Here is a 25,699-nt window from a genome sequence, read left to right on the forward strand (position 1 = left end):
CCGCTCCGCAGACCAGGACGAGGCCAGGAGCCGGGGCCCTGGCACAGACGGGCCGATGGTGAGGCGAGATGGCGATATTGCCAGCTCACCTCACCATTGGCCCCTCCACGTCATTCTTGCCCACGCGCTGCGTCATTCCGGCACGTGCCCCGTCACCCCAGGGTTCAGTCCCCGGGCACCTCGCGCTCGATCTCCGCGAGCCAGGCCTTCGCCGCCGCGTCGGACGGCATCCGCCAGTCGCCGCGCGGGGAGAGCGAGCCGCCGGCCAGCACCTTCGGGGCGTTGGGCAACGCGGAGCGCTTGAACTGGTTGGCGAAGAAGCGGCGGGTGAACACTGTCAGCCAGTGCTTGATCTCCTCACGGGAGTAGGCACGCGCATCGTCCTCGGGGTAGCCGGCCGGCCACTCCCCCGCCTCGACATCGCCCCAGGCCTGATGGGCGAGGTATGCGATCTTCGCGGGCCCGTCGCCGCGGCGCAGCAGGTGGTAGAGCGTGAAGTCGTGCAGCGCGTAGGGGCCGATCGAGCTCTCGGTGGACTGCGCCTGCTCGCCCTCACCTGCGGGAATCAGCTCGGGGCTGATCTCGGTGTCGACCACCGACTGCAGCACCTCGGAGGCGTCGGGGCCGAAGAGGCCTTCGTCGATCACCCAGCGGATCAGGTGCTGGATCAGCGTCTTCGGCACCCCGGCGTTCACGCCGTAATGGGACATGTGGTCGCCCACCCCGTAGGTGCACCAGCCCAGCGCCAGCTCGGAGAGGTCACCCGTGCCGACCACCATCCCGCCGTGATGATTCGCGAGACGGAACAGGTAGTCGGTGCGCAGCCCGGCCTGGACGTTCTCGAAGGTGACGTCGTAGACCGCTTCGCCGCCGCCGTAGGGATGCCCCATGTCCTTCAGCATCTGGGTGGCGGCGGGGCGGATGTCGATGGTCTCGAAGCTCGCCCCCACCGCGCGGGAGAGCAGCTCGGCGTTGGAACGGGTGTGCTCGGTGGTCGCGAAGCCCGGCATCGTGTAGGTGAGGATCTCGGAGCGGTCGCGGCCCAGCAGGTCCATCGCCCTCGCGCACACCAGCAGCGCATGGGTGGAGTCCAGACCACCGGAGACGCCGAGCACCGGCTTGGTGCCGCCGGCCTTGTCCCCGCCGATCGCACTCAGCCGACGCGCCAGTCCCGCCACCTGGATCGAGAACGCCTCGTAGCAGTCCTGGGCCAGGCGCGCCGGGTCGTCGGGCACGAAGGGGAAACGGTCGAGCTTGCGGCGCAGCGGCCCGGTCGCGGGAGGGCCGACGGGCCGGGAGCCCTCGTCACGGTCCCAGTCGTCATAGGAGATCCCGTCATCCGAGACGTCCGCCTCCACACCGAACAGCAGCGGCTCCGGCCCGCTCGTGTACTCCTTCACGCGCTCCGCGTGGGTACGCCGGTTGTCGTCGAAGGTGTTCATGCGGCGGCGCTCGGCGACGATCCGATCCAGGTCGATGTCGGCGATGGTCGCGCGCGGCCCCTGCGGGAAGCGCTCGGTCTCGCCCAGCAGGTCACCGCATTCGTAGATGAAGGTCTGCCCGTCCCAAGCGAGGTCCGTGGTGGATTCACCCTCGCCCGCGGCCGCGTAGATGTACGCGGCCTGCGAGCGGGCGGAGGCGGAGCGGGCCATCAGCTTGCGTTCGTCGGCCCGACCGATCGTGATCGGCGAGCTGGACAGGTTCGCGATCACGGTCGCGCCGGCGAGCGCGGCCTCGGCCGACGGCGGGATCGGCACCCACAGGTCTTCGCAGATCTCCACGAACAGCGACAGGCCCGGCAGATCCGGCACCGTGATCAGCTGGTGCGGCGCGAGGGCGTGCTCCTCCGCACCGATGCGCACCCCTCCCAGCAGGCGTCATCGCCCGGGGAGTACCAGCGCCGCTCGGAGAATTCGCGATACGTGGGCAGATGCTGCTTGGCCTGGATGCCCAGGATCCGGCCGCGGTGGATGGTGATCGCGCAGTTCAGCAGACGGCTGCGCGAGGGGACCCGCAGCGGCGCGCCGAGCACAATGATCGGCATCAGCTCACGGCTCGCCTCGACCACGGTGGTGATCGCCTGTTCGGCGGCGTCCAGCAACGGCTCCTGCAGCACCAGATCCTCGAGCGAGTACCCGGTCAGGGACAGCTCGGGGAACACGGCGAGCCCCACCTGCTGCTCATGCAGGTCGCGCAGCACCTCGAGGTGCCGTTCGGCGTTGGTGGCCGGATCGGCGAGCGCGACCGGGAGGGTCACAGCGGCGGCGCGCAGGAAGCCGTGGTCGTAGATCGAGGCATGGGGGTCCGACGGGTCCTCGTGCGTGACCGTGGGCAGCGCCCGGTCAAGGTGGTGGTCGGAGCCGCCGGGGACGTGCTCGCCGGGCACCGGGGCGGAGGCCGCGAGGCCGTGGGTGTGTGCCGGGGCGGAGCTCGGCGGCTCGTTCTGGCCGGGCGGCTGCGACCGGTCCTGGCCGGAGGGCTGCGGGGCTGCGGGCTGCGACGCGGAGCTCATGGGCCGAGCGTAATCGAGGCCCAGCGCCGGGTGCGGTGCGGGGCGCGGTTCTGCTGCCATTCGGTCGGTGGTGTCGGGCCCCCGGGAACCGTGCTGGCCCGGAACCGTGCTGGCCGGAGCCGTGGGCGTCCGAGGCCGTGGCGGCGCGGGGCCGTGGTCAGTTGCTGGCGTGGGAGCGACCTCTGCGGAGATATCGGCATACACCTCGCCCCCGACGCCAGTTCTCGACCATCATCCCGCTCCCTCGGCGGCGGCCCCATCCGCCGCCTCGCCCCCGCGCCAGTTCTCGACCATCATCCCGCTCCCTCGGCGGCGGCCCCATCCGCCGCCTCGCCCCCGCGCCAGTTCTCGACCATCATCCCGCTCCCTCGGCGGCGGCCCCATCCGCCGCCCCGCCCCTCAGACGCCGCCGACCATCCCCTGACGCACCGCCCCGCTGCGGCTCCCGCCTGCTATACGTTTATCCGATGAGATCGAGCACGACACCGCACATGAGAGGGGCCGCATGAACTCGCGCAGGCCCCTGCTGGGGTGGTTGCTGATCGCCCCTAGCCTGATCGGGGTGACGGCTTTCCTGATCCTCCCGGTGGTGCTCGCCTTCGTCGTCTCCCTCTTCCGCTGGGATCTGCTGGGCACCCGCCGGTTCATCGGTCTGGAGAACTACACGACGCTGCTCTCGAGCGGCGCGCTGACCAACTCGCTGCTGGTCACGGGGATCTTCACGCTGATCTCGGTGCCGGTCTCGCTCGCGCTGGGCCTGGTGCTCGCCACTCAGCTGGTGCGCGCTCTGCCGGGTTCAGCGATCGTGCGCGTGATCGTGGTGATCCCCTGGGTGTGCGCCCCGCTCGCGCTCGGCGTGGTGTGGAAGTGGATCTTCCAGCCGTCGGTGGGTGCTCTGAACCAGATCCTGGGCGTGCGCATCGAATGGCTCACCGATACGTCCCTCGCGCTGCCCGCCGTGGCATTCGTGGCGATCTGGCAGAACGTCGGCTACATCTCGCTGTTCTTCCAGGCGGGGCTGACCCGCATCCCCGACTCGATCTACGAGGCCGCCCGCATCGACGGCGCCGGCCCCGCCCAGCAGCTGTGGTTCATGACCATCCCGCTGCTGCGCCCGACGACGTTCTTCCTCGCGGTCACCCAGGTGGTGGCGAGCTTCCAGGTGTTCGACATGGTCTACGCCCTCACCGGCGGCGGGCCGCAGCGCCGCACCGAGGTCATCGCCTCCCTGATCTACAACGAGGCCTTCGAGGCCAGCCGTCTGGGCCGCGCGAGCGCGGTCGCGGTGATCCTGTTCCTGCTGCTGGTGGTCATCACGCTGATCCAACAGCGCTGGTTCTCCCGCCGCATCACCTACGACATGAGCTGAGAGGAGGCCGACCATGCACACCACCACCGACGCCCCCGGCGCCGCACCCACGCGCCCGACGGGCCGACGCCGCCCTCTGACCGGCTCGCTCCTCGCCCGGCGCCTGCTCGCGCACGGCGCCACCTACCTGGTGCTCGCCGTCGCCGCGGTGCTCACGCTGGGCCCGTTCCTGTTCTCGGTGATGACCGCGTTCACCTCCACCCGGCAGTTCGCGCAGGAAGGCCCGCTGTCGTTCCCCGCGCCCCCGGTGCTGGAGAACTTCATCGGGCTGTTCAGCTCGCAGGACGGCTTCGTCACCCCCGTTGTGGTCACCGTGCAGATGGTCGCCGTGATCCTGGTGGGGCAGATGGTGTTCTCGGTGCTGGCCGCCTACGCCTTCGCCCAGCTCCGCTTCCCCGGCCGTGATCTGCTGTTCTGGGTGTACATCGCGACGCTGATGGTGCCGCAGGTGGTCGTGGTGGTGCCGCTGTACCTGATGATGAGCGAGGTGGGGCTGCGCAACACCTTCTGGGCGCTGGTGCTGCCCTTCGTGCTCGGCTCGCCGTACGCGATCTTCCTGCTGCGGGAGAACTTCCGCGGTGTGCCCAGCGAGCTGATGGACGCGATGCGCATCGACGGCGCGGGCACCCTGCGCCTGCTGTGGCACCTGGTGGTCCCGCTGAACCGCGCCATCATCGTCACCCTGGTGCTGATCACGGTGGTCACGCACTGGAACAACTTCATGTGGCCGATGGTGATCACCTCGGGCCCGGAGTGGCGGGTGATCACGGTCGCGACCTCCGCCCTCCAATCGCAGTACAACAACAACTGGACGCTCGTGATGGCGGGCACCACGCTCGCGATGCTGCCGCTGGTGATCCTGATGGTCGTGTTCCAGAAGCAGATCACCCGCTCCGTGGGCGACGCGACCCTGCGCTGAGCCCCCGAAGCACACGCCACATGGGTTCATCGGTCCCCCATAACCTGCGCGAACAGTTGATAATGAGATCACACGTCTTCCCGGAAGGACACCTCCATGCTCAAACGTCGCACCCTCCTCTCCTCCTTCGCCGCCGCCGGCCTGCTCGGCACCGCAGCGGCCTGCTCCCCCTCCTCCGATGACGGCGGCGGCGAGAGCGGCAGCTCAGCCTCCGACGCGGGCGGCAGCACCGGCGGTGACAAGGGCACGCTGACCTTCCGCCTCTGGGACGACAACGCCGTGCCCGCGTACGAGGAATCGTTCACCGCGTTCACCGCCGAAAGCGGCTGGAACGTGGAGATCGACGTGGTGCCGTGGGCTGACTACTGGACCCGCCTCCCCCTCGATGTGGCCAGCGGCGACGCTGCGGACGTGTACTGGATGAACTCCGCGAACTACGTGCAGTTCAAGGACTCCGAGGCGCTGCTGGACATCAACGAGGTCGTCCCCGACGGCGCCGCTCAGTGGGAGCAGTCCGTGGTGGACCTCTACACTCGCGACGGCGGCCTGTGGGGCGTGCCCCAGATCTGGGACTCGATCGCCGTGTTCTACAACAAGGGCCTGGTCGAGGAGGCGGGCGTGGACCCATCGGCCCTCGCCTTCGACCCCTCTGCCGAGACGGACTCGCTGCGGGATGCCGCCCGCGCCCTGACTGTGGACGGTGCGGGCCTGCACCCGGGTGAGGACGGCTTCGACGTCGACTCCCGTGAGCAGTTCGGCTTCAACTCGCAGGCCGACCGGCAGGCGATCATCGGCCCGATGCTCGCCTCGAACGGCGCGACCTGGCAGGAGGACGATCAGTACACCTTCGCCTCCCCGAAGGCATCGAGGCGTTCCAATACATGGCGGACCTCATCAACGTCGAGAACGTCGCCCCCAGCGCCGCCGACACCAACGAGAACGGCGACTTCACCCGCGATCTGTTCACGCAGGGCAAGCTCGGCCTGTTCCAGTCCGGCCCGTACAACCTGTTGGCGATCTCCGAGGGCGTGGACGACTCCTTCGAGTGGGCGCTTGCCGCACCGGTGGCCGGCCCCGAGGGCGCGAAGTCCCTGGTGCACGGCGTGGTCGCGGTCGGCAACGCACAGGCCGACGACGACCAGCAGGAGGGCATCGCCGAGCTGCTGACCTGGCTGGGCAGCAAAGACGGCCAGCTTCCGCTCGCCGAGCAGGGCGTCTCCTTCCCCGGCCACGTGGAGGCGCAGGACGCGTTCATCGCGTTCTGGGAGGAGAAGGGCGTGGACGTCAGCGTCTTCGTGGACGCCGCGAAGAACCCCGCGGAGGCCGACACCGGAGCCCGCGCGAACGCGGGTCTCGGCGCGCGATCCCGATCTTCCAGGAGGTCTTCATCGGCCGCCTCTCCGCCGAGGACGGCATCCCCCAGGCGCAGGAGGAGGGCAACTCCGCCATGGCGGAGTGAGCCGATAGCCGCGCGTGGTTCGGGGGTTCCCGCGCGTGGTTCGGGTTCACGGGAGTCCGGCCTCGCGGGGCAACGGTGACGACTGCTGGCGCTGGAGCGCACGCTGTGGCTATATCTGCAGAGCGTGCTGCCCAGCGCCAGTTCCCGTCGAAGCGCGGGTTCTCTTCGCGCGGAGGCCGGGCTCCACCATTCCCCCACCATTTGTTCGCGCGCTGCACCCGCGAAGTCCCGCGCGCACCGGGTCATCCCGTGCCACGCTGTGCACATGACGCACAGCACACCCCGGCCGGGGGCCCGGGCCCGCACGGAGAGCAAGGCACGGGCGAGGCCTACGACTACGGGCCGCACCAGCCCTCCGCCCCGCCGCCCGACGACCAGGGCCAGAGCCAGGCCCAGGGCCAGGCCCCGCCCTCGCCGGAGGGCTACCCGGGCCGTGCTGCCCCCGCAGCCCCGCCCCCGCTGCCTGCAGAACGTGCCGACCTCGCGGCCGGTACCGCTCCGGGGATCGTCGCCGAGCAGGTCATCCGGGCCTTCGGCAGCGTGAAGGCGGTGAACGGCCTGACCTTCACCGCACCGCGCGGAGCGGTGACGGCGCTGGTGGGTCCCAACGGCTGCGGCAAATCGACGCTCATGCTGATGCTCGCCTCGCTGCTGGCCCCCGACTCCGGCCGGGTGCTGATCAACGGGGTGGACCCGTCGGTCGACTCTGCGGCGGTGAGGGCGAGCGTGGGCTGGATGCCGGACCAGTTCGGGGCCTGGGACTCGCTGCGGGTCGCCGAGGTGCTCGAAGTGATGGGCCGTGCCTACTTCCTGCCGAGCGCGCAGCTGAAGCAACGCGTCGACGAGCTGCTGCAGCTGATGGATCTCGTATCCCTCGCGCAGCAGCCAGCGCATGTGCTCTCCCGCGGGCAGAAGCAGCGCCTGGGGCTGGCACGGGCACTCATCCATGCCCCGTCCGTGCTGATCCTCGACGAGCCCGCCTCCGGCCTCGATCCGGCCTCGCGACGCCGCTTGCTGCGGGTGGTGCGCGCCCTCGCGGCGGAGGGCACGACGGTGCTGATCTCCAGCCACATCCTCACCGAGCTCGAGGAGATGGCCGATCACGTGGTGTTCATGGACTCCGGGCGGGTGGTGGACGCCGCGAGCGTGCGCGACCTGGCCGCCCGTCCCCGCCCCTGGAAGGTCGCCTCGCTGAATGCGCAGGCGCTGACCGACGCGCTCGCACGGCTCGGAGTGAGCCACGGAGAGGTGCTCGGCCCCGAACGCACCGCCTCCGGCCATGCCGAGACGGTCGTCCCCCTGCCCGATGAGGCCACCGCCTCCCGCCTGCTCACCGACCTCACCGCAGCGAAAGCCCAGGTCATCAGCTTCGGTCCAGCGGCCGGGCGGCTCGAGGCCGCCTACCTTGCCTCGGATGCCGCCCATCGTGAAGGAGCCCTGTGATGAGCACGCAAGCCCCAGCCCCTGACGCGCCTGCCCCGCAGGCGCCCGTCGGCCGCAGACGCGCTCTGAACAGCACCCTCGCGCTGCGCCCGCGCGGGTTGTGGCTGGTGATCTCCCTCGAGCTGCGCCAACGGATCCGTTCTAAGCGCTGGTACATCGCGCTCGCGGGCTGGACCGTGGTGCTGCTGGGCATCGGCGCGCTGGGGATGGCGCCGACGCTGTTCACCGCGCAGTGGGGCGACGTCGAGCCGGCCGCCGCGATGATCTTCAGCCTGCAGATCATCCTGGTGCTGTTCGCGATGCTGCTGGTGGTGCCGGCGCTGTCCGCGGGCTCGATCAACGGCGACCGCACCGCGGGGACCCTCGCGACGCTGCAGGCCAGCCTGCTCAGCCCGCTCGAGATCGTGCTGGGCAAGCTGCTGGCCGGGTTCGCCACCGGCATGGCCTTCCTGGTGCTCGCCCTGCCGTCGGTGATCCCGATCGCTGTGCTGGGCCGCATCGGCCCGCTCTACCTCCTGCGCATCGTGGTCGTGATCGTGCTGCTCACCCTGTGTGTGACGGCGGTGGGGCTGGGACTGTCGGCGATCACCAACCGGCAGCTGGGCTCGGTGGTGCTGGCCTACGTGGTGGTGTTCGGGGTGACCGTGGTGCTGCCGTTCGCCTGGGCCAGCTCAGCGTTCTTCCTCCAGTACGAGCGAGAGGTGACGACGTACCGCACCAGTTACTCCGACGCGGAGGTCGACCCCGTGCGGTGCGTGGAGACCACCCGCACCGAGACCATCTCTCGAGTCGATCTGAGCATGCCGCTGATGTGGGGCAACCCGGTGGTGCTGCTGGCCGAGACCGCTCCGCCGATGACCGGAACCTACTGGGGCGAGGACGAGGGGAACGCGGACGTGCTGCGGATGCTGAAGTCGGGCATGAGGCTCACCGCGACCATCGCGCATCCTGCGCACAACAACTCCTGTGAGCCGGGCACGGAGGGCTATCCCGACCATCTCGGCGAGGCACCGAACAGGCCGCTGTGGCCGATGGGCATGGCGCTGTGGATGCTGGCCGGCGCAGGGTCGCTCGGGGTGGCCACATGGAGGCTGGCCATCCCGATCAAGCGCCTGGGCGCGGGGACCCGCATCGCCTGAGCTGCGGGGCTACAGCTCCCGCAGGCCGGTGACGGAGTCGGGGATGCCGTGGCGCGGCGCAGCGGCATCGTCGTGGCTCTGCCCGCCGCCGGTGAAGGCGGAGCCCTCCCCGCCGAAGTCGGGCAGCTGGCCGCGGGCGAGGTCCGCTGCGCGCACCGCGGTGTCCGTCGCCCCGGGCTCGTCATCGTCGACCCAGAGCCGCTCCCCGGCGGTGTCGAGGTCGAAGATCTCCAACGTATGATCCCCGCTCTCGGCCTGGAGCCGCTTGCGCAGCGCGGCCCGCACCGCCGGATCCGCGGCGCGATCGGCGCGCGTGCCGATATCGGGCGCGACCAGGGCGTGCGGGGTCTCGCGGCGCATGTAGTCACCGGCCGGTCCGTAGAGCACGTCCCGCAGGCCGCTGCGCATCCCGGTGGCCGCGGCGAAACCCAGCAGCGGCACCAGCACCAGCGCGATCAGGATCAGCGAGACCCAGGAGAAGGCGGTCGCGACCTGCATCAGCTGCAGCACGATCGCAGCGAGGACCGTGCCCAGCAGGCCCCAGGCGGCGCTGATCCAGCCGGTCAGGCCCACCACTCGCGCCTCCCACGGGTTCGCACGGGAGCGCTGATTCCAGTCCTCATAGGTGCGCTGGTCCCGAACCTGGTCACGCTGGGTGGCGGCCAGCGGCACGGCGAGCGCGGGGGCCAGTGCGACGCCGAGCAGCACCATCCCCATGATCGGTGCGCCCACCACCGCGTGCTGCCAGCGCAGCGGGGAGGAGACGCTGGTCAGGTCCATGGTGGAGATCCCCACGAACACGGTCACGAGGTCCGTGATCCCGAAGACCAGCCATCCGGTGCCGGCCGCTGCCGGCAGCACCCAAACCAGGCTCGCTCGGGCGGTGCGGGCCAGTGCGACCAGTGCCCCGCGCGGGGTCGCCGCTGCGCTCAGCGCGGGCGTCCCGAGGTTCGGGGGCAGGTGCCGACGGTCCTGCTCCCGCACCTGCTTCGCGACCACCTTCCTCCGTTCGACGTCCTGCCCGATCCGCGCGGTGGTCTGCAGGGAGGCCGCGTCGGTGATACCCAGCAGCTTCGAGGCAGGGACGAACCGGCGCACCAGCACCCAAGCCAAGGGCAGTGCGCACAGCGCCAGGCACCAGGAGGACAGCGGCCCCGCCCCGAGACCGCTCCACGGCTGCGGCAGGCCCAGCACCACGCTGAGCGGCGCGGCGAGCACGGCCAGCACCGGCGGGAGCATCAGCACCGCGGTGACGCGGGTGGCGACCTCCATCTGGAACTGCTGTTCGCTGAGGAAGCGGCGCGGCTGCAGCCCGGCGAGGAGAGGGGGTGCCAGCGGTGCCACGGCCAGGCTGAGCGCTGTCGCTGCGGCGGGGAGGAGCAGGAAGGCCATGGTCAGACCGGAGCTGGTGAACCCCAGCTGGGTGAGGGCCGTGCGGAAGAAGGCCGGTTCGCCGAGCGTGGCCAGGAGCGAGAAGAACCAGAACGTCGGGGAGGCGCCGACGACGTACAGCACCAGCAGCAGGTACCACAGGCCCAGGAGCACCAAGCCGGGGGCCCAGAGCACCCGGACCAGGCGGCGCAGGATCGCGTGCTTGGACTCGGCGATGATCTCGCCCGGCGGGATGAGGTTGGTGGCCTCGCGGGGCAGCCGACGCGGTGCCGGCAGGTCTGTCAGCGGGGGCAGCCGGTGGGCGTAGGGAGAGGTCATCGGGGCTCCTGGCGCGGCTCAGACAGCGCGGCGGCCCAGGAAGGCGCGGCCGAGGGTCATCTCGTCGGCGTAGTCGAGGTCCCCGCCCACCGGCAGCCCGGAGGCGAGGCGGGTGACCGTGAGCTCGAGGGGCGCCAGCAGCCGTGACAGGTAGGCGGAGGTGGCCTCGCCCTCGATGTTCGGGTCCAGCGCGAGGATGATCTCGGTGGTCTCCCGGAGCCGAGCCGGCTCATCAGCTGGGTGATGCGCAGATCGTTCGGGCCGACGCCCCCGATCGGATCGATCGCACCGCCGAGCACGTGATAGCGGCCCTTGAACTCGCGGATCTTCTCGATCGCGATGATGTCCTTGGACTCCTCGACCACGCAGATGATCTCTTCGGTGCGGCGCGGGTCGGAGCAGATGCGGCACTCGTCCTCAGCGGAGACGTTGCCGCACACCTCGCAGAAGCGCACGGTGTCCTTGACCTTGATCAGCACCTCCGCGAGCCGGCGCACGGAGGAGTCGTCGGCGTCCAGCAGATGGAACGCGATCCGCTGCGCCGACTTGGGGCCGATGCCCGGCAGCTTGCCGAGCTCGTCGATGAGGTCCTGAACGATGCCTTCGTACACGCCCCCACTCTAGTTGCCAGGGCCGACGCGCGACTCCGCGAGGTGATCGACCTGCCATCGCTCGGCTGTACCCGCCGTCACCTGCTCCGCGACCTCGCCGGGGCGACGGTGGGCCGCGGGTCACCCGGAGTGGCGGCTCCCCGGTGCGGGCTGTACCGTCATCTGCGGGTCGTCGCGATTGCACGGCCCTTTGTCGACTCTGAACAGGACCAGGATCGATGTCGTCGATGCCGTATCCCTACGATGCCGCGCAGCCGGCCTCCGAGTGCCAGGTCGCCCAGGCACCGGAGGTCCCCACCGCCGTGGTCTCGAAGCAGGACTTCCCGATGTACGAGATGCCCACCCTGATGGATGGCACCTTCTCGCATCTGGTCGAGGTGCTGGAGGAGGCGGGTCTGCGCCCGATCGGTCCGGCGTTCGCGCTGCACCACCGCGCCCCGGTGGCGACCGCGGATCTCGAGGTCGGGTTCCCGATCGATGCTCCGCTCACCGAGACCCTGTCCCTGCCCAGCGGGTACGAGGTCACCGGGTCGGTGCTGCCGGCCGGCCGCGTGGGCTGGATCTCGCACCTGGGCGGCTATGGCGGGCTGGCCGAGAAGTGGGGAGCGTTCACCGAGGACATCGGTGAGTCCGAGGAGCAGATGACCTACCCGTTCTGGGAGTTCTACGTGACGCCCCCGGCGCCGGGCGTGAACCCGGCGACGCTGCGCACCGACCTGTTCAGCCAGCTGGAGCCGCGGGACGTCTGAGTACCAAGCGCCGCGGCGGAACCCGCAGTGCAGAGCTCCTAGCGGGGGCGGTTCTCGTCGATGACTTCGAGGACCTTGCCGCCGAGGATCTTCTCGATGACCTCGCGCCCGTTGCGGTTCGCGCCGATCGCGTCGGCATCGTCCCGGGTGGCTCCGCCGGTGGGGTCGGCGTCCGCCTCGGGCTCGTCGGGCATGGTCCCGCGCGCGCCGCGGGTGCGCTGACCAGCGGTGCGTGAGGCCTGGGCTGCTTCTCGCACGAGTGCGGCGCCACTGCGGGCGGGTGCCGACGGCGCAGTGGCCGACGGTGCAGGGGCAGACGGTGCGGGGGCCGACGGGCCGGAGTCGGAGATCGAGCCGGCCGTGCCCCAGGAGGCAGGCGGCGCGCGCGGAGGCGGAGCCGTCCGGCGCGTCCGGGGAGGGTGCGGCAGGGTTCTCATACGACGAGGCGTTCGCCGATGCCGCGCTCAGTGCGGGGCTCTGCACGGCGGGCGGCATGGCGTGCAGGGACGCGCCGACTGCCCCTCCGTCGCCGGTATCTGCCGGGGCGGGCGCGGCCACGTTCTGTGCGGGCCGGGAGTGGATGACGCGTCCCTCTGCGATCGCGCGCTTCAGGGCGTTCTGTCCGTAGGTGCGGGGTTCGTCCGCAGGGACGGAGTCCCGGCCCTCGTCCTCCACGACCGGGATCTCGCCGGTCGGGGCGGCGGCTGCCGGTGCACTGCGCTCCCCGCCCGCCTGGTTCAGCGCATCGGACCAGCGCCCGGTGCTCGCGGGAGCGGGGCCGGAAGCGGAGCCGCGGCCCTGGTCCTGCGCGGGGGCCTGCGGGGCACGTGACGGCTGGGCGCTGCTCTGCGGGGCGCCGTGGTCGGCGGGCGGGTACGTGTCGCGGGGGTCCGGCGGGTAGGGGTCGTCGGGCTCGGGGGCGAAGTCCTCGACCCGTTCGGCGGTGGAGCCGCCGCTGCGACCGGCCTGTGCCGCGCGGGCTGCGGCCTGCATGGCGCGCTCCGAGGCTCGCTGACCCAGCGAGGCGACCGGTTCTTCAGGCGCTGCGGGCTGGGTCGGCGCGGGCTGAGCCGAGGACTGGGGCGAGAAATCAGCCGAGGGTTGGGCCGACGGCTGGGCAGAGCCCGGCGCAGAGCCGCTCGGGGGCATCGACGGCGCGGAGTCACCCCACGGGGCCGGGGCGGGCTGGCCTGCTCCTGCTCGGTCCGTGCCTGCCCCCGGGCTGCTCGCCTGGGGACGGACCGGCCCGACTGCGCCAGTGGGACCGCCGGGACCGCTGCCGCCGGGAGCGGCGGGGCCGCCGCCCCCTGCACCTCCGCCGCCGGGACCGGGGTCCTCTCCGACCACGGCCTCGATGGAGACGTCGGTGTGCATGATGCGGCGCACGGCGTCGGCCAGGTTCTCCCCGGCGGTGCCGCGGTGGAAGGCGTTGACCAGTCCCTCGGTGCGGAAGCCGATCACGAGCGTGCCGCCATGAGCACCGTTGACGTGGGCGTTCTGCGAGACCAGCGCCCAGCTGGGGCGGCGGATCTGCTGGAGCTCGTCAAGGATCGCGGACCAGTGCCCCCGCACCTGGTCCGCATCGAGGCCGCCTCCCGCTGGGGCGGCCTGCTCGCGCTGCGGTGCAGCCGGCGCGCTCGGCTCCTGCGCCGGGGCGGTCGGGGCGTCGGACGGAGCCTGGGCCTGCGACGAACGATCCTCATCCTGCTCGCGCTGGGGCGCGGAATCCTGCGGCGCCTGCGCGACGGGAGCCTGCTGGGCAGGGGCCGTCGGAGTCCCAGCAGCCGGGGCCGGGGTCTCCTGCGGGGCCGGTCGGGTATCGACCGGCTGCTCGGGGGCGGGGGCAGGCTGTTCCTGGGCCGCGCCGGGCCGCTCGCGCGACTCCGCCGGGGCTTGAGGTCGGCCGCCACGGGCCTGTCGTGCCGCTTCGACCTTCTCCTGCGCGATGCGACGGGCCTCTTCGCGGGCACCGGAAGCACCGGGGGCGCTCTGGGCCGCAGCTGCCTGCTGTCCGACGGGCCCCGCGGGCGCAGTGCCCTGGGCCGGGGCGCCGGCCTCACCGGCGGCGAGCGCGGCCCGTTCGTTGCGCAGCACCAGGCGAGCTGCGAGCAGCTCGAGGTGGAGTCGCGGCGAGGTCGCGCCGCTCATCGTGGAGAGGGTCTCGTGGACGAGGTCGCCGCACAGCGACAGATCGGCCGGCGAGAAGAGCGTGGCCTGGCTCCGCATCCGCCCGAGCTCATCAGCGGGGACCTGCGGCAGCAGGTCGGCTCCCTTGTCCGGCACGGCGGCCAGCACGATCAGGTCGCGCATCCGCTCCAGCAGGTCCTCGACGAAGCGGCGGGGCTCATGCCCGGTGGCCAGCACGTGCTCGACCGCGCCGTACAGAGCGGCGGCATCACGCTGGGCGATGGCGGTGATCGCGCTGTCCAGCAGGGTGGTGTCGGTGAAGCCGAGCAGTGCGATCGCGGTGGCGAAGTCGAGCCCGCCTTCGTCGGACCCCGCCATCAGCTGGTCCAGCACCGACATCGAGTCACGGGCGGAGCCGGCACCGGCGCGCACCACCAGCGGCATCACGCCCTCGCCGACCTGCACCTGCTCGGCGACGCAGACCTCCTCGAGGTAGGGGCCCAGCACCTGCGGCGGGATCAGCCGGAACGGGTAGTGGTGGGTGCGTGAGCGGATGGTGCCGATGACCTTGTCCGGCTCGGTGGTCGCGAAGACGAACTTCACATGGTCCGGCGGCTCCCTGACGAGCTTGAGCAGGGCGTTGAAACCTGCGGAGGTGACCATGTGGGCCTCATCGATGATGAACACCTTGAAGCGATCACGCACCGGTGCGAAGGAGGCGCGTTCGCGCAGCTCACGGGCATCGTCCACGCCACCGTGGCTGGCGGCGTCGATCTCGACCACGTCGAGGCTGCCAGCGCCGGCGCGCGCGAGGTCGCGGCAGGAGTCGCAGGTGCCGCAGGGGGTGTCCGTCGGCCCTTCTGCGCAGTTCAGGCAGCGCGCGAGGATGCGCGCCGAGGTGGTCTTGCCACAGCCGCGTGGGCCCGAGAACAGGTAGGCATGACCGACCCGCCCAGCACGCAGCGCACGCCGCAGGGGCGTGGTGACGTGGTCCTGGCCGATCACCTCGGCGAAGGACTCCGGGCGGTAACGTCGATACAGAGCAGTGGCCACCCACACAGGCTAATGGAGGCCGCCCACGTTCCTCACCGGCGGGGACGAGGAGGTGCTGTGGAGGAACGGTCCTCCGCCCCCTCCGCGGGCTCCTCGCCAGCCTCCTCACCCCCGTTCGAGGCCTTGCCCGAAGCCTTCCGGGTGGCCTCGAGCCTCTTCCCGCGCCGCCTCAGCTCGCGGAACGTCGCCACGAACACCACCAGCACCAGGACCGCCGGGACGGCCACGTCGACGACCCATTCGGGAATCGAGAACGGCAGCGAGAACTCCGGGATCCACCCGAAGAGCAGGTCCATCAGCCAGTCCCGGAACTCCGCCACGGGGCGCAGCAGAGCAGCGATGAACTCCCGGACGGGCCGCGTCAGCTCCGACACCCAATCCCGGATCGGGGCGAGGAACGCCGCGACCGCCTCGACGGCCGGGCGCACCCGCGCCTCCGCCCAGTCCATGAGCGGGTCCAGCAGCCCGCTGAACAGCGCACCGAGCCCGAGCAGGGGGATCAGGTAGCGGGCGGACTTCGCCAGCGCAGTGACCAGCGCGTACCGAGTGGGATGGGCGGTGCGCTTCACCTCGCGCGCGGCGGAGGGGTGCCGTCGGCCGGCACCAGCAGGACCCGCCCGAAGCTCCGGTGCACATCCACTTCACCCGCCCCACCCAGGCCGAGGGTGCGCACCTTGATCACCTCGGCGTCCGCGTGGTCGCCGTCGGAGCCGGGGCGTCGCACCGTGATGCGCAGCGAGCTGAACCCCTCCTCGCAGCGGAACCGCAGGTCGTCGGTGGGAGTCGCCTGGTCGGCGCCGGGCTCCTCGCCAGGGGGTCCGACGCCGGCGGGTGAGCGATCGGGCTCTGCGCCCTTCTCCCCCTTCTCCCCGTCTCCGCCGCTTTCAGCGCCTTCTCCTCGGCCTGCGGGTCGTGCTCGACACCGTCGATGATCACGGTGGCCGAGGTGTCCAGGAGGCGGTGACGGACCCGCACGAGGTACTCGTGGCCCCCGGCGCGGCCGCGGTACTCGACGTCGGCGGCGAAACGGGTGGGCTTCTGGGTGCCGAACTCGGGCTGCTCCTCGTCGGCGGTCTCGCCACTCGCCTCCGGCCCGTCGGCCGACGGATCCTGCACACCCTCATCCTCCTCGTGCGGGGAGGGGTGCGGATCGAGCTGGGCGGGGCTTTGCGGCATGACCCCATGGTGGCAAGCGCCGCGGCGCGAAAGATCCTCCGATGGACTACATTCCCGTCGAGGTTCATCGGCCGTTCGGCCGAGGCGGGTGGATATCGATTGACCACGGTGGGCTGCGCGCGAAGACTGTCGTCATGAGCGTGTTCCTCTCCCACACCACGATCGACTGCCATGATGCCTTCGCTCTGTCCGAGTGGTGGCGCATCGCGCTGGACTACACGATGGATCCCGAGGACCCGAATCTCGCCGGGCATGAGCAGTGCCCGATCCAGGACCCGGCCACCGGCCACACGTTGCTGTTCCATGAGGTCCCCGACGAGGAGCTGCCGCCTAAGCGGATCCACTTCGACGTGCGTCCCCGCGAGCGCACTCAGGACGAGGAGAGCACCTGGCTGCTCGAGCACGGTGCGAGGCTGATCGCGGATCGCCGAGGCCTGTACGGCCCGGGGACAGGCTGGCTGACGATGGCAGATCCGGAGGGCAATCAATTCTGCGTGCTGCGCTCCCTCGCACAGGTCGCGCAGCAGGACTGATGCCCTGCTGCCTGCCACCACCCCCGACTCATAAGTTCTTCTACTGTGACCCCCTTGCCAAACTGTTGATGTCAGCGTGACAACGGCGTAGCGTTCCTCGCCGTGAGCACATCAACCACCTCCTCCCCGAGGCGACCTCGCGCACGCGCAACCCGCTGCGTCAGATCGCCCGCATCCCCTTCGGCTGGCAGGTCCTGATCGGACTCGTCCTCGGCGTGGTCCTCGGCCTCGTCGCCGCCCAGATGGGCCCGGTCCCCGGCGCCGGCGAGGATGGCGGTGACGGCCCGAACTGGCTGACCACCACCCTCCAGACCATCGGCTCGACCTTCGTGACCCTGCTGAAGGCCCTGGTCCCGCCGTGATCTTCCTCGCGATCATCACCTCGATCGCCAACCTCCGCAACGTCACCAACGCCGCCCGCCTGGCCGGGAAGACGCTCCTGTGGTTCGCGATCACCGCCCTCATCGCGGTCGCGATCGGCATCGGACTGGGCGCCGTGACCAGCCCCGGCGAGGGCTCGGGCGTCTCCGCCGACGCCGCCGAGGCCTCCTCCACCCAGGGCGGCTGGATGGACTTCCTGGGCGGCCTGGTGCCCTCGAACTTCTTGGGCATCGCCGGCTCCGCGGGGATGACGGCTCCGTCTCGCTGAGCTTCAACGTGCTGCAGATCCTGGTCATCTCCATCGCCGTCGGCATCGCCGTGCTCTCCGTGGGAGAGAAGGCCGAGCCGTTCCTGAAGGTCACCGGCTCCGCGCTGGAGATCGTGCAGAAGCTGCTGTGGTGGGTCATCCGCCTCGCCCCGATCGGCACCATCGGACTGCTCGGCAACGCCGTCGCCTCCTACGGCTGGGAGGCCATCGGCCAGCTCGGCGTGTTCACGCTCGACGTCTACGTGGGCATGCTGATCGTGCTTCTGATCGTCTACCCGGTGCTGCTGAAGATCAACGGACTCTCCATCGGCTCCTTCTTCCGCGGTGTGTGGCCCGCGACCTCGCTGGGCTTCGTCTCCCGCTCCTCGCTGGGCACCATGCCGATGACCCAGACCGTCACCGAGCGGATGGGCGTGCCGCGCCACTACGCGAGCTTCGCGATCCCGCTGGGCGCGACCACCAAGATGGACGGCTGCGCCGCGATCTACCCCTCGCTGGCCGCGATCTTCGTGGCGAACTTCTACGGGTGCCGCTGGGCATCACCGACTACCTGCTGATCGTGCTGGTCTCGGTGCTGGGCTCGGCCGCCACCGCCGGCATGACCGGTGCGACCGTGATGCTCACCCTGACCCTGTCCACCCTGGGCCTGCCGCTCGAGGGCGTGGGCCTGCTGCTCGCGGTCGACCCGATCCTCGACATGGGCCGCACCGCCCTGAACGTCACCGGCCAGTCGCTGGTGGCCGTGATCGTCGCCAAGCGCGAGAAGATCCTGGACCAGGGCGCGTACGACGCCGCCCGTCGCACCTCCTTCCAGATCCTCCAGGCCGAGCAGGCTGCGGAGGTTGAGGGGACGGCAGACGCCGCCGCCGAGGCGGCCGACAGCAGCGAGAAGCAGCCCGCCACCGCCTGAGGCGGCCGCGGAGCATCGGCTGCGGCCGACATCTCTCGACGCCCCGGGATCTCCTCGAGATCCCGGGGCGTCGTCACGGAAACAGTGGTGAATCCGCGCACCACCGGCGCCGGATCCCTGGCCGGCCACGCCGCCCACGCTTAAAGTAGGGCCGTCAGACCGGCCCGGCTCCACGGGCCCCCGCAGTGCATCTACCTCGGGTCCACGGTGTGGATCGTCCAAGGCGGCACCCACCGTCCGGAGCATCGATGTCCACTCCTCAGACAGCCCCCGCCCCGCAGCAGGCGCAGACCACCCTGCGCGGAGTCGCCGGCACCGCCTACTTCCCGATCGCGTTCATCGCCCGGTTCCCCTTCGCGATGATGGTCGTGGGCACCCTCACCCTCGTCGTCTCCGCGCGCGAGTCGATCGCGCTCGGCGGCATCAACTCGGCCGTGGTGGGCCTGGGCTCTGCCCTGATCGGCCCGCTGCTGGGCGCCGCGGCGGACAGGATCGGCCAGCGCCCCGTCATCCTCGTCTCGGGGATCGTGAACTCGCTCGCGCTGCTGGCGATGGCGGTCGTGGCCTTCAGCTCGCTGCCGAACGCGGCGGTGCTCGCGGTCGGCTTCGTCATCGGCGCCTCCTCCCCGCAGATCGGTCCGTTCTCCCGCAGCCGCCTGGTCCAGCTGATCCTCACCCGCCTCCCTGTGGGCCGGCGCGCCCGCAGCCTGAACTCGACCATGGGCTACGAATCCGCCGCGGACGAGACTGCGTTCGTGTTCGGCCCGGTGGTGGTGGGTCTGCTCGCGACCACGCTCAGCCCGGCCGCGCCGATGATCGGTGCGGCGGTGCTGACGCTGCTGTTCGTCACCGCCTTCGCCCTGCATCCCACGGCGAAGGTCGCTGCGCCCACCACCGAGGAGCCGGTGGCCCAGGCCCCCGCGCGGGAGCTGCGCAGCCTCGGCGTGCTGGTGGTCGTCGCCGGAGCGCTCGGGGTGGGTCTGTTCTTCGGCACGGTCCTGACCTCGCTGACCGCGCTCCTCTCCGACACCGGGAACGGCGACTCCGCAGGGCTCGTCTACGGCGTGATGGGGATCGGCTCGACCATCCTGGCGCTGTCCGTCGCGATGTTCCCCGAACGGTTCCGCCTGCACGCGCGCTGGCTCAGCTTCTCTGCGCTGATGCTCGCGGCGATGATCGGGTTCGGCCTCGCGGGGGCCTGACCGGCATCATCGTGGCGATGGCGATCGCCGGCATCGGGATCGGGCCGACGATCGTGACGCTGTACAGTCTCGCCGCGGAGCGCAGCCCGCAGGGCCGTTCGGCGACCGTGATGACGATGCTCGGCTCGGCCACGATCGTCGGCCAGTCCGCCGCCTCCGCCGTGACCGGCGCGGTCGCCGAGACGGCCGGCTCGCAGGCGTCGATGTGGCTGCCCGTCAGCGCCGCCGGCCTGGTGGTGCTCGCCGCGATCGTCAACTCCCTGGCCTGCCGCGAGCCGGGCACCACCCTCGCTGCAGAGCAGGAGCAGCCCGAGGAGCACCTCCTCGAGGAGGCCCGGACGCTCGCGGAGCATCCCACCGAGCATCTCTGAGCCGGCGCCGCTGGACCGCGCGGATCAGGTCAGCGGGAACCAGGCCAGGTCGGTCCCGTGAGCGCCCCAGGCGCCTCGTATCCGTCGGACGAAACCGAAGTCGGGATTGTTGAACCAGCCGTCGGGCACGTGCTCGTACACGGTGCGGCGCCCGCCGCCGTCCTCGAGGGTCAGCGCCTGGATCGAGTCCGTCCATTTGTCCCAGGTGTAGACGGTACCCAGATGGACGGCCAGGGTTCCGTACCCGCCCATCTCGCCGCTCGCGACGACCTCCTCCGCCTCGAGGTCCAGGGCGTACCAGTGCCCGCTGGGGCGGCGTGCCATCACATAGAGGATCCGGTCCAGCACCACCACGGACTCGAGGGAGGCCCATCCCCTGGGCTCGAAGATCCGCGTGACCTCCCTGGTGCGCAGATCGATCTCGGCGACCGACGCCACCTCGAGCGGATGCTCACCGGTGCCCTCGGCATACACGTCGCCCGCAAGGTACGCGAAATCGCCGTCCACGGTGAGGGCGCGGGTGTTCTGACCGGGCAGGAAGTTCCGGACATCCATGTCGCCGCTCTCGACGTCCACAAAGGTCAGCGCGCCGGTGTGGATCTGCTGCGAAGCGGTGGTGGCGACGAGTGCTGTGCGCCGGTCGGCGTCCCAGGCCATCGCCATCGGTCGCATCTGCTCATGGCCGATGGTGCCGAGGGTGCGGATCTCGAGCGTGTCGGGGTGGACGCGATCACGTCGGTGGAGGGGTAGAGCCCGGCGAGGACCGTGCCGTCATCGATCTCGAGCAGCGATTTCGGCTCCCCGTTGACGTCCAGCCGCTGGGTCGGGATCCGGCCGGGGCGATACCGGTCGGGATCGATGAGGCGCCCCCGCGGCCGTGGTGACGGCGAGTGCTTGGTCAGGGCGAAGTGCCCGCCCACCCACACCGAGCTGCTGCTGTGCGCGAGGACGGACTGCACGGTCTCCGGGTATCCGAAGTCGGTCTCCGCGGTGGAGAAGATCGAGGCCTCGCCGCCGAGCTGGGTGGTCCAGATGTGCCCGATGCCGCTGACGCCCACCAGGGTGCCGTCCTCCAGGATCGTGAATCCGACGTTCTGCAGGTCCGAGGAGGGGCGCCGAGGCACTCGAGCCCATCGGGGGTCACCTCGTAGTAATTGGTGGTGTTGCGGGCCAGGGCGATCAGCCTGCCATCGGGGGTGATGTCGAAATGGTCGACGTAGCGGTCCTCGTCCGGGATCGGCCGCTCCACGCGCTCCGTGCCGTCGGGGCGCATCGAGAGCACGGCACGGCCGACGGAGACGTACAGCAGCCCCTCGTGCGCGATCACCTTGAGCGTTCCCACCGGGGACTCGACGAGATGCTCGGTGAGATCGTGCAGCAGGTTCCCCTGATGATCGAAGACCTTCAGCTCGCCGGGAGCGGCGGTGCTCGCGTAGACGTGGTCCTCGTCGAGCGCGATGCCGACCATGTAGGTCGAGGCGCCGATCCGGCCGAAGTCGAGGATCTCACCGCTCGCGACAGTGATCCGCCGCAGCCTGCAGTCCGGATAGGTGCCGATCCACAGGTGCTCGCCCTCCAGGCGCATGGAGTACGGGATCGTGGAGGCTCCGCCGAGCTGCAGCCACTGCTCCGTCTCCCCGGTCGCGCGATCCTGACGGAACAGGTGCGTATGGCCGGAGGCGCCGATGTAGAGGTGATCGTCGTCGGCTGCGATCTGGGTGATCCCGCTGGAGGAGCCGAGCTCGAGGTCCTGGACCCACAGCAACTCCTCGGCGAGCGGGTCGAAAGCGGCCAGGCGCGGGGTGCCGGGGCTGGGTGCGGTGCGGGAGCCGACGTACAGCACGCCGTCATGGAAGGCGTTCCCGTTGATCGCGGCCGTCTGCGAGGCCGTGCCCTCGAGGATCGGCACCATCTCACCCTCGGGCGCGGTGGGGGCCGCGACGGCCGGGCCGAGCAGGGCAGGTGCCGCAAAGGCGCTGCCGACGGCGGCGATCCCGGTGCCCCCGAGCAGGGTGCGGCGGGTGAACGACATGGGGCCGGCGGCTCCCGCCCTGTCGGAAGAGTCTGCGATGGGTTCGAGCTGATCGTTCACGGTCACGAGCTCCTTCGGACGGGGCGGGCCACTCTGCCCGCCGTCGACCCAGCCTAGAAAGCGTTCTCTATCGCGTCAATGGCTCGCTTGTCATCGGTTGCACGAGCGCTGGTCGGAGAGCTTCAGCGCCGCAGCACGTGCCGCAGGGCGTCCTCGAGGGTCCGGTGCGCGGGCTCGAAGCCGCTCGCCCGCAGCCGCGCGTCGGAGACGTTCTGGTCCACGCTGATCAGCTCATCCGCTGCGGCAGCGCCCAGCACCAGTCGGGGGCCGACGGGCGGCACCGGCACCAGGGAAGGGCGGCGCAGCACGGCGCCCAGGGTGCGGGCGAACTCGTGGGCGCTGACCGGCTCGGGGCCGACGCCGTTGAGCGGCCCCTCCACCTCCGCGCTGAGTGCGGCATGGGCGAAGGCGCGCACGACGTCATCGAGCGAGATCCATGAAGTCATGGCATCTGGGCGGGTGAGGCGGCCGCCCACCCCGGCGAGGAACAGGGGCAGCTGGGGCAACAGCGATCCGCCGCCGTCCGTCAGCGCCATGCCGGTGCGCACGGAGGCGACCCGGAGACCGGCCTCCTCGGCCGCCCGGGCGGAGCCCTCCCAGTCACGGACCAGATCGGCAAGGAACCCCTCTCCACCAGGGTCGGTCTCTGTGAGCAGCTCCCCGGGCGCCGTGGTCCGTAGAGCCCGATCGCGGAGGCCTGGATGAGCGCGGCGGGCCCATCTCGCATCCCGGCGAGGGTCCGCGCGATCAGCCGGGTCCCGTGCACGCGCGAGTCACGGATCTCGCGCCTGGCCCCGGCGCCCCAGCGGGTCGCGATCGAGCGTCCGGCGAGGTTCACGACCACGTCGACGCCCTCGAGGTCGGCCGGATCCAGCTGCCCGGCCTGCGGGTCCCAGGAGATCTCGCCCGGGCCCACTTCGCTTTCGCGGATCATGCGTCGCACCGTGTGGCCGCCCGTCTCGAGCAGGGCCGCGAGCTGTGTGCCGATCAGCCCCGAGGAGCCGGTGATCGCGATGGTGCGGCGCGGCAGCTGCGCCCAGCGGGCATGGAATGCCAGGTCATCGCGCAGCTGCCGGGCCCGGAAGGCGAGCAGTCGGTGCACCTGGGCCTCGACGAGCGGGGTGAGGCGTTCGAGTGGCGCGGCAGTTCGAGATCGATGCTGTCGTGGATCTCGGTGGCGCTGCCGTCGGCGGTGTCGTCGATGCGGTGCTCGTGGCGCCAGGTGCGCCAGGGGCCGTGGACCTGCTGATCCACGAAGCGCCCCTCCGGCTCGTGCTCGGCATGGCGCAGGATCCAGCGCGGTCGCAGCGCGGTGGGCAGCGCTGGCGGGCCCATCCGTACGCCGACGAGGCGGCCGGCCTGCATGCCGCCGGTCGCGGGCGCCTCCGCGGAGGCGAGTCCGGGCGGGGTGAGGCGCACGAGCGCGCCGGGCTTGTCGTGCCAGGCCAGCACCTCGGACCTGGGGTGGGGCACCCGATGGACGGCTTCGATCCTCATGGTGGCTCCCTGCCTCGGCGGTGATGTGCCGCCACGCTACGCATCCTCGCGCCGCGTGGGAAGGACGCCGCAGGGGAAGGAGAGGGAGGGCCGCGTCCGGGCATGAAGCGACCCCTCGTGCACCTGCCAGAGCTCACCTGCCCTTGCTGCCGTCAAGCCCTGGGGAGTTCAGCAAGATGACACCGCACGAGGGGTCGCGACAAGTGTAACGGCTCGTCGGCCGCCACTTCGAGCCGTCGAGCGCGATCCTGCTCACGACACGCCGCAGCCTCCGCAGAAGTACCTAGTGCCGCTTCCTGCCTGCAGAAACACGCTCAACACACCCCCGGCTGCGTAACGACCAGGCAACGGGACGCTGAAAGAACCCTCAGAGGGCGTGTTGTCCGGTATGTTCCGTCCAGCACCAGGTGGTGACTGCGGTCACCTCCTGCGCGCGGCGCCAAGGGTGTCGCCGCTTCCCTTTTCCCCCAGGAGCACACATGTTCGACTACTTGATCGAAGGCGCGAACAACCTGATCTGGTCAGTCCCCCTGATCGGGCTCTGTCTGATCGTCGGGCTGTACTTCACCATCCGCACCGGCCTCCTCCAGGTCCGGAACCTCCCGGACATGCTCGACCAGCTGAAGAAGGGCGAGAACTCCCCGGACGGCACCTCCTCCTTCCAGTCGCTGATGATGTCCCTCTCCGGACGCGTCGGCATGGGCAACATCGGCGGCGTCGCCACCGCGATCGCCTTCGGTGGCCCCGGCGCCGTGTTCTGGATGTGGGTCTCTGCATTCCTCGGCGCCTCCACCTCGTTCGTCGAGTGCACCCTGGGCCAGATCTACAAGGAGAAGGACCGCGACACCGGCGAGTACCGCGGCGGCCCGGCCTACTACTTCGAGAAGGCCTACAAGCACAAGGCTCCCCGCCTGTCACTCTTCTACGGGATCCTCTTCGCCATCGTCACCATCATCGCGATGAGCTTCTTCCTGCCGGGCGTGCAGGCCAACGGCATGGCCTCCGCGATCGACAACGCCTGGGGCATCCCCACCTGGGTCACCGCCATCGGTCTCGTGATCGCGCTGGGCTTCATCGTCATCGGCGGAGTCAAGCGCATCGCTCACTTCGCCATGATCGTGGTCCCTGTGATGGCGATCCTGTACATCATCATCGCGCTCGTGGTGTTCTTCATGAACTTCGAGGACATCCCCGGGTGTTCGGCCTGATCTTCGGCAGCGCCTTCGGCGTGCAGCCGATCTTCGGTGCGATCGTCGGCCTCGCCATCAAGTGGGGCGTCCAGCGCGGCATCTACTCCAACGAGGCCGGCCAGGGCACCGGCCCCCATGCCGCAGCCGCCGCCGAGGTGTCCCACCCGGCCAAGCAGGGCTTCGCCCAGTCGTTCTCGGTGTACATCGACACCCTGTTCGTGTGCTCTGCGACCGCGTTCATCATCATCTCGACCGGCATGTTCAACACCTTCGAGAACGAGGAGTGGAACGCCGGCGCCTCCCCTGTGATCGGCCCGGAGGGGAGCCCCTGCCGGTCGACGTCGAGCCCGGCCCCGGCTACGTGCAGCAGGGGCTCGACGCCGTGTTCCCGGGCCTCGGCCCGACGTTCATCGCCATCGCTCTCGGATTCTTCGTGTTCACCACGATCGTGGCCTACTACTACATGGCCGAGGTGAACCTGAACTACCTCACCCGCAAGATGAAGAACCGCGTGCTCGCCCGGGCGATGCTGCGCCTGCTGCAGGCGCTGGTGCTCATCGCCGTGGCCTACGGCGCGGTGAACACCGCCGGTGCGGCCTGGGGCATGGGCGACATCGGCGTGGGCTCGATGGCCTGGCTGAACATCGTCGGCATCCTCTTCCTGCAGGGCCCGGCCCTCAAGGCGCTCAAGGACTTCCGCGAGCAGAAGAAGGCGGGCCTGGATCCGCAGTTCGATCCGCGCAAGCTCGGCATCGAGGGCGCGACGTTCTGGGAGCTGCGGGCCGACGGTCACGTCCTCCAGGGCAAGTCCGGCGGGGAGCTGCCTCCCGAGCAGCTGGGGATCGACACCACGAAGAGCTGAGCCCTCTCGGCATACGCCGCACAGCACAGCGCCCGGTGTCCCGTGGCTCCCACGAGACACCGGGCGTCGTCATTCCCGCGCCGGCCCGGCGGCGCAGCTCACGACCCGGCCCAGCGGCGCGGGCAG

At 70.7% G+C, this 25,699-nt stretch carries 16 protein-coding genes, 1 other RNA gene and 5 pseudogenes; 10 read left to right on the forward strand and 12 right to left on the reverse strand.

Annotated elements, in window-relative coordinates; genetic code table 11:
* Positions 1–164 precede the first annotated feature (164 nt).
* Positions 165–2,512: pseudogene (locus H3H54_RS16745) on the reverse strand (NAD(+) synthase).
* Positions 2,513–3,017: 505 nt separating this feature from the next.
* Here H3H54_RS16745 and H3H54_RS16750 point away from each other — a divergent pair.
* The 5 genes and pseudogenes from H3H54_RS16750 to H3H54_RS16770 all read left to right on the forward strand — a co-directional run bounded on the left by H3H54_RS16750 (position 3,018) and on the right by H3H54_RS16770 (position 8,841).
* On the forward strand, positions 3,018–3,881 hold the full coding sequence (locus H3H54_RS16750; RefSeq protein WP_262424747.1) for a carbohydrate ABC transporter permease: 864 nt from the start codon (positions 3,018–3,020) through the stop codon (positions 3,879–3,881).
* 13 nt (positions 3,882–3,894) lie between these two features.
* Complete coding sequence (locus H3H54_RS16755) at positions 3,895–4,800, forward strand: carbohydrate ABC transporter permease (RefSeq protein ID WP_262424748.1); 906 nt, start codon at positions 3,895–3,897, stop codon at positions 4,798–4,800.
* A gap of 96 nt (positions 4,801–4,896) precedes the next feature.
* A pseudogene (locus H3H54_RS16760) lies at positions 4,897–6,338 on the forward strand (ABC transporter substrate-binding protein).
* 170 nt (positions 6,339–6,508) lie between these two features.
* A complete protein-coding gene (locus H3H54_RS16765) occupies positions 6,509–7,702 on the forward strand; it encodes an ABC transporter ATP-binding protein (protein WP_316249071.1) in 1,194 nt (397 codons plus the stop codon).
* On the forward strand, positions 7,702–8,841 hold the full coding sequence (locus H3H54_RS16770) for an ABC transporter permease (protein ID WP_262424749.1): 1,140 nt from the start codon (positions 7,702–7,704) through the stop codon (positions 8,839–8,841). Before H3H54_RS16765 ends, H3H54_RS16770 begins: the two co-directional genes overlap by 1 nt.
* Before the next feature lie 9 nt (positions 8,842–8,850).
* Here the strand turns inward: H3H54_RS16770 and H3H54_RS16775 are convergent, their stop codons facing one another.
* From H3H54_RS16775 to H3H54_RS16795, 5 genes and pseudogenes are all read right to left on the reverse strand, one after another.
* Entirely contained in the window at positions 8,851–10,551 is a 1,701-nt protein-coding gene (locus H3H54_RS16775) for a hypothetical protein (RefSeq protein WP_262424750.1), read from the reverse strand.
* 18 nt (positions 10,552–10,569) lie between these two features.
* Positions 10,570–11,162 (reverse strand): annotated as a pseudogene (gene recR, locus H3H54_RS16780) (recombination mediator RecR).
* Positions 11,163–11,320: 158 nt separating this feature from the next.
* Positions 11,321–15,091 (reverse strand): DNA polymerase III subunit gamma and tau, encoded by a 3,771-nt coding sequence (locus tag H3H54_RS16785; RefSeq protein ID WP_262424751.1) that lies wholly within the window; start codon positions 15,089–15,091, stop codon positions 11,321–11,323.
* A gap of 32 nt (positions 15,092–15,123) precedes the next feature.
* Complete coding sequence (locus H3H54_RS16790; RefSeq protein WP_262424752.1) at positions 15,124–15,660, reverse strand: hypothetical protein; 537 nt, start codon at positions 15,658–15,660, stop codon at positions 15,124–15,126.
* Between the two features lie 109 nt (positions 15,661–15,769).
* Positions 15,770–16,267, reverse strand: coding sequence for a hypothetical protein (locus H3H54_RS16795; protein WP_262424753.1), 498 nt, complete (start codon positions 16,265–16,267; stop codon positions 15,770–15,772).
* Between the two features lie 134 nt (positions 16,268–16,401).
* Here H3H54_RS16795 and H3H54_RS16800 point away from each other — a divergent pair, with 134 nt between their 5' ends.
* The 4 genes and pseudogenes from H3H54_RS16800 (at position 16,402) to H3H54_RS19235 (ending at position 19,932) form a co-directional block, all read left to right on the forward strand.
* Entirely contained in the window at positions 16,402–16,800 is a 399-nt protein-coding gene (locus H3H54_RS16800) for a VOC family protein (protein ID WP_262424754.1), read from the forward strand.
* Positions 16,801–16,955: 155 nt separating this feature from the next.
* Positions 16,956–18,359 (forward strand): annotated as a pseudogene (locus tag H3H54_RS16805) (dicarboxylate/amino acid:cation symporter).
* A 248-nt stretch (positions 18,360–18,607) separates the two neighbouring features.
* Positions 18,608–19,561 carry an MFS transporter gene (locus H3H54_RS16810; protein ID WP_316249072.1) on the forward strand — a complete coding sequence of 318 codons (954 nt, stop codon included), beginning with the start codon at positions 18,608–18,610 and terminating at the stop codon, positions 19,559–19,561.
* A gap of 17 nt (positions 19,562–19,578) precedes the next feature.
* The gene (locus H3H54_RS19235; protein WP_316249073.1) at positions 19,579–19,932 is read left to right on the forward strand and encodes a hypothetical protein; all 354 of its coding nucleotides are present in this window, start codon (positions 19,579–19,581) and stop codon (positions 19,930–19,932) included.
* 24 nt (positions 19,933–19,956) lie between these two features.
* Here H3H54_RS19235 and H3H54_RS16815 read toward each other — a convergent pair whose 3' ends face one another.
* The 6 genes from H3H54_RS16815 to ffs form a co-directional block, all read right to left on the reverse strand.
* Positions 19,957–20,604, reverse strand: a complete 648-nt coding sequence (locus tag H3H54_RS16815; RefSeq protein WP_262424755.1) for a hypothetical protein — start codon at positions 20,602–20,604, stop codon at positions 19,957–19,959.
* 226 nt (positions 20,605–20,830) lie between these two features.
* Positions 20,831–22,030 (reverse strand): hypothetical protein, encoded by a 1,200-nt coding sequence (locus H3H54_RS16820; protein ID WP_262424756.1) that lies wholly within the window; start codon positions 22,028–22,030, stop codon positions 20,831–20,833.
* Positions 22,031–22,146: 116 nt separating this feature from the next.
* Positions 22,147–22,572: a DUF1731 domain-containing protein gene (locus H3H54_RS16825; RefSeq protein ID WP_262424757.1), complete on the reverse strand. Its 426-nt coding sequence runs from the start codon at positions 22,570–22,572 to the stop codon at positions 22,147–22,149.
* On the reverse strand, positions 22,551–23,126 hold the full coding sequence (locus H3H54_RS16830; RefSeq protein WP_262424758.1) for an NAD-dependent epimerase/dehydratase family protein: 576 nt from the start codon (positions 23,124–23,126) through the stop codon (positions 22,551–22,553). Before H3H54_RS16830 ends, H3H54_RS16825 begins: the two co-directional genes overlap by 22 nt.
* Positions 23,012–23,521, reverse strand: a complete 510-nt coding sequence (locus tag H3H54_RS16835) for a hypothetical protein (RefSeq protein ID WP_262424759.1) — start codon at positions 23,519–23,521, stop codon at positions 23,012–23,014. Before H3H54_RS16835 ends, H3H54_RS16830 begins: the two co-directional genes overlap by 115 nt.
* Positions 23,522–23,624: 103 nt before the next feature.
* Positions 23,625–23,720, reverse strand: an RNA gene (gene ffs, locus H3H54_RS16840) — signal recognition particle sRNA small type.
* A 280-nt stretch (positions 23,721–24,000) separates the two neighbouring features.
* Here ffs and H3H54_RS19795 point away from each other — a divergent pair.
* Positions 24,001–25,573 (forward strand): annotated as a pseudogene (locus H3H54_RS19795) (alanine/glycine:cation symporter family protein).
* Positions 25,574–25,699 lie beyond the last annotated feature (126 nt).

Source organism: Brachybacterium sp. Z12 (genome assembly GCF_014400405.1).
Lineage (GTDB): Bacteria > Actinomycetota > Actinomycetes > Actinomycetales > Dermabacteraceae > Brachybacterium.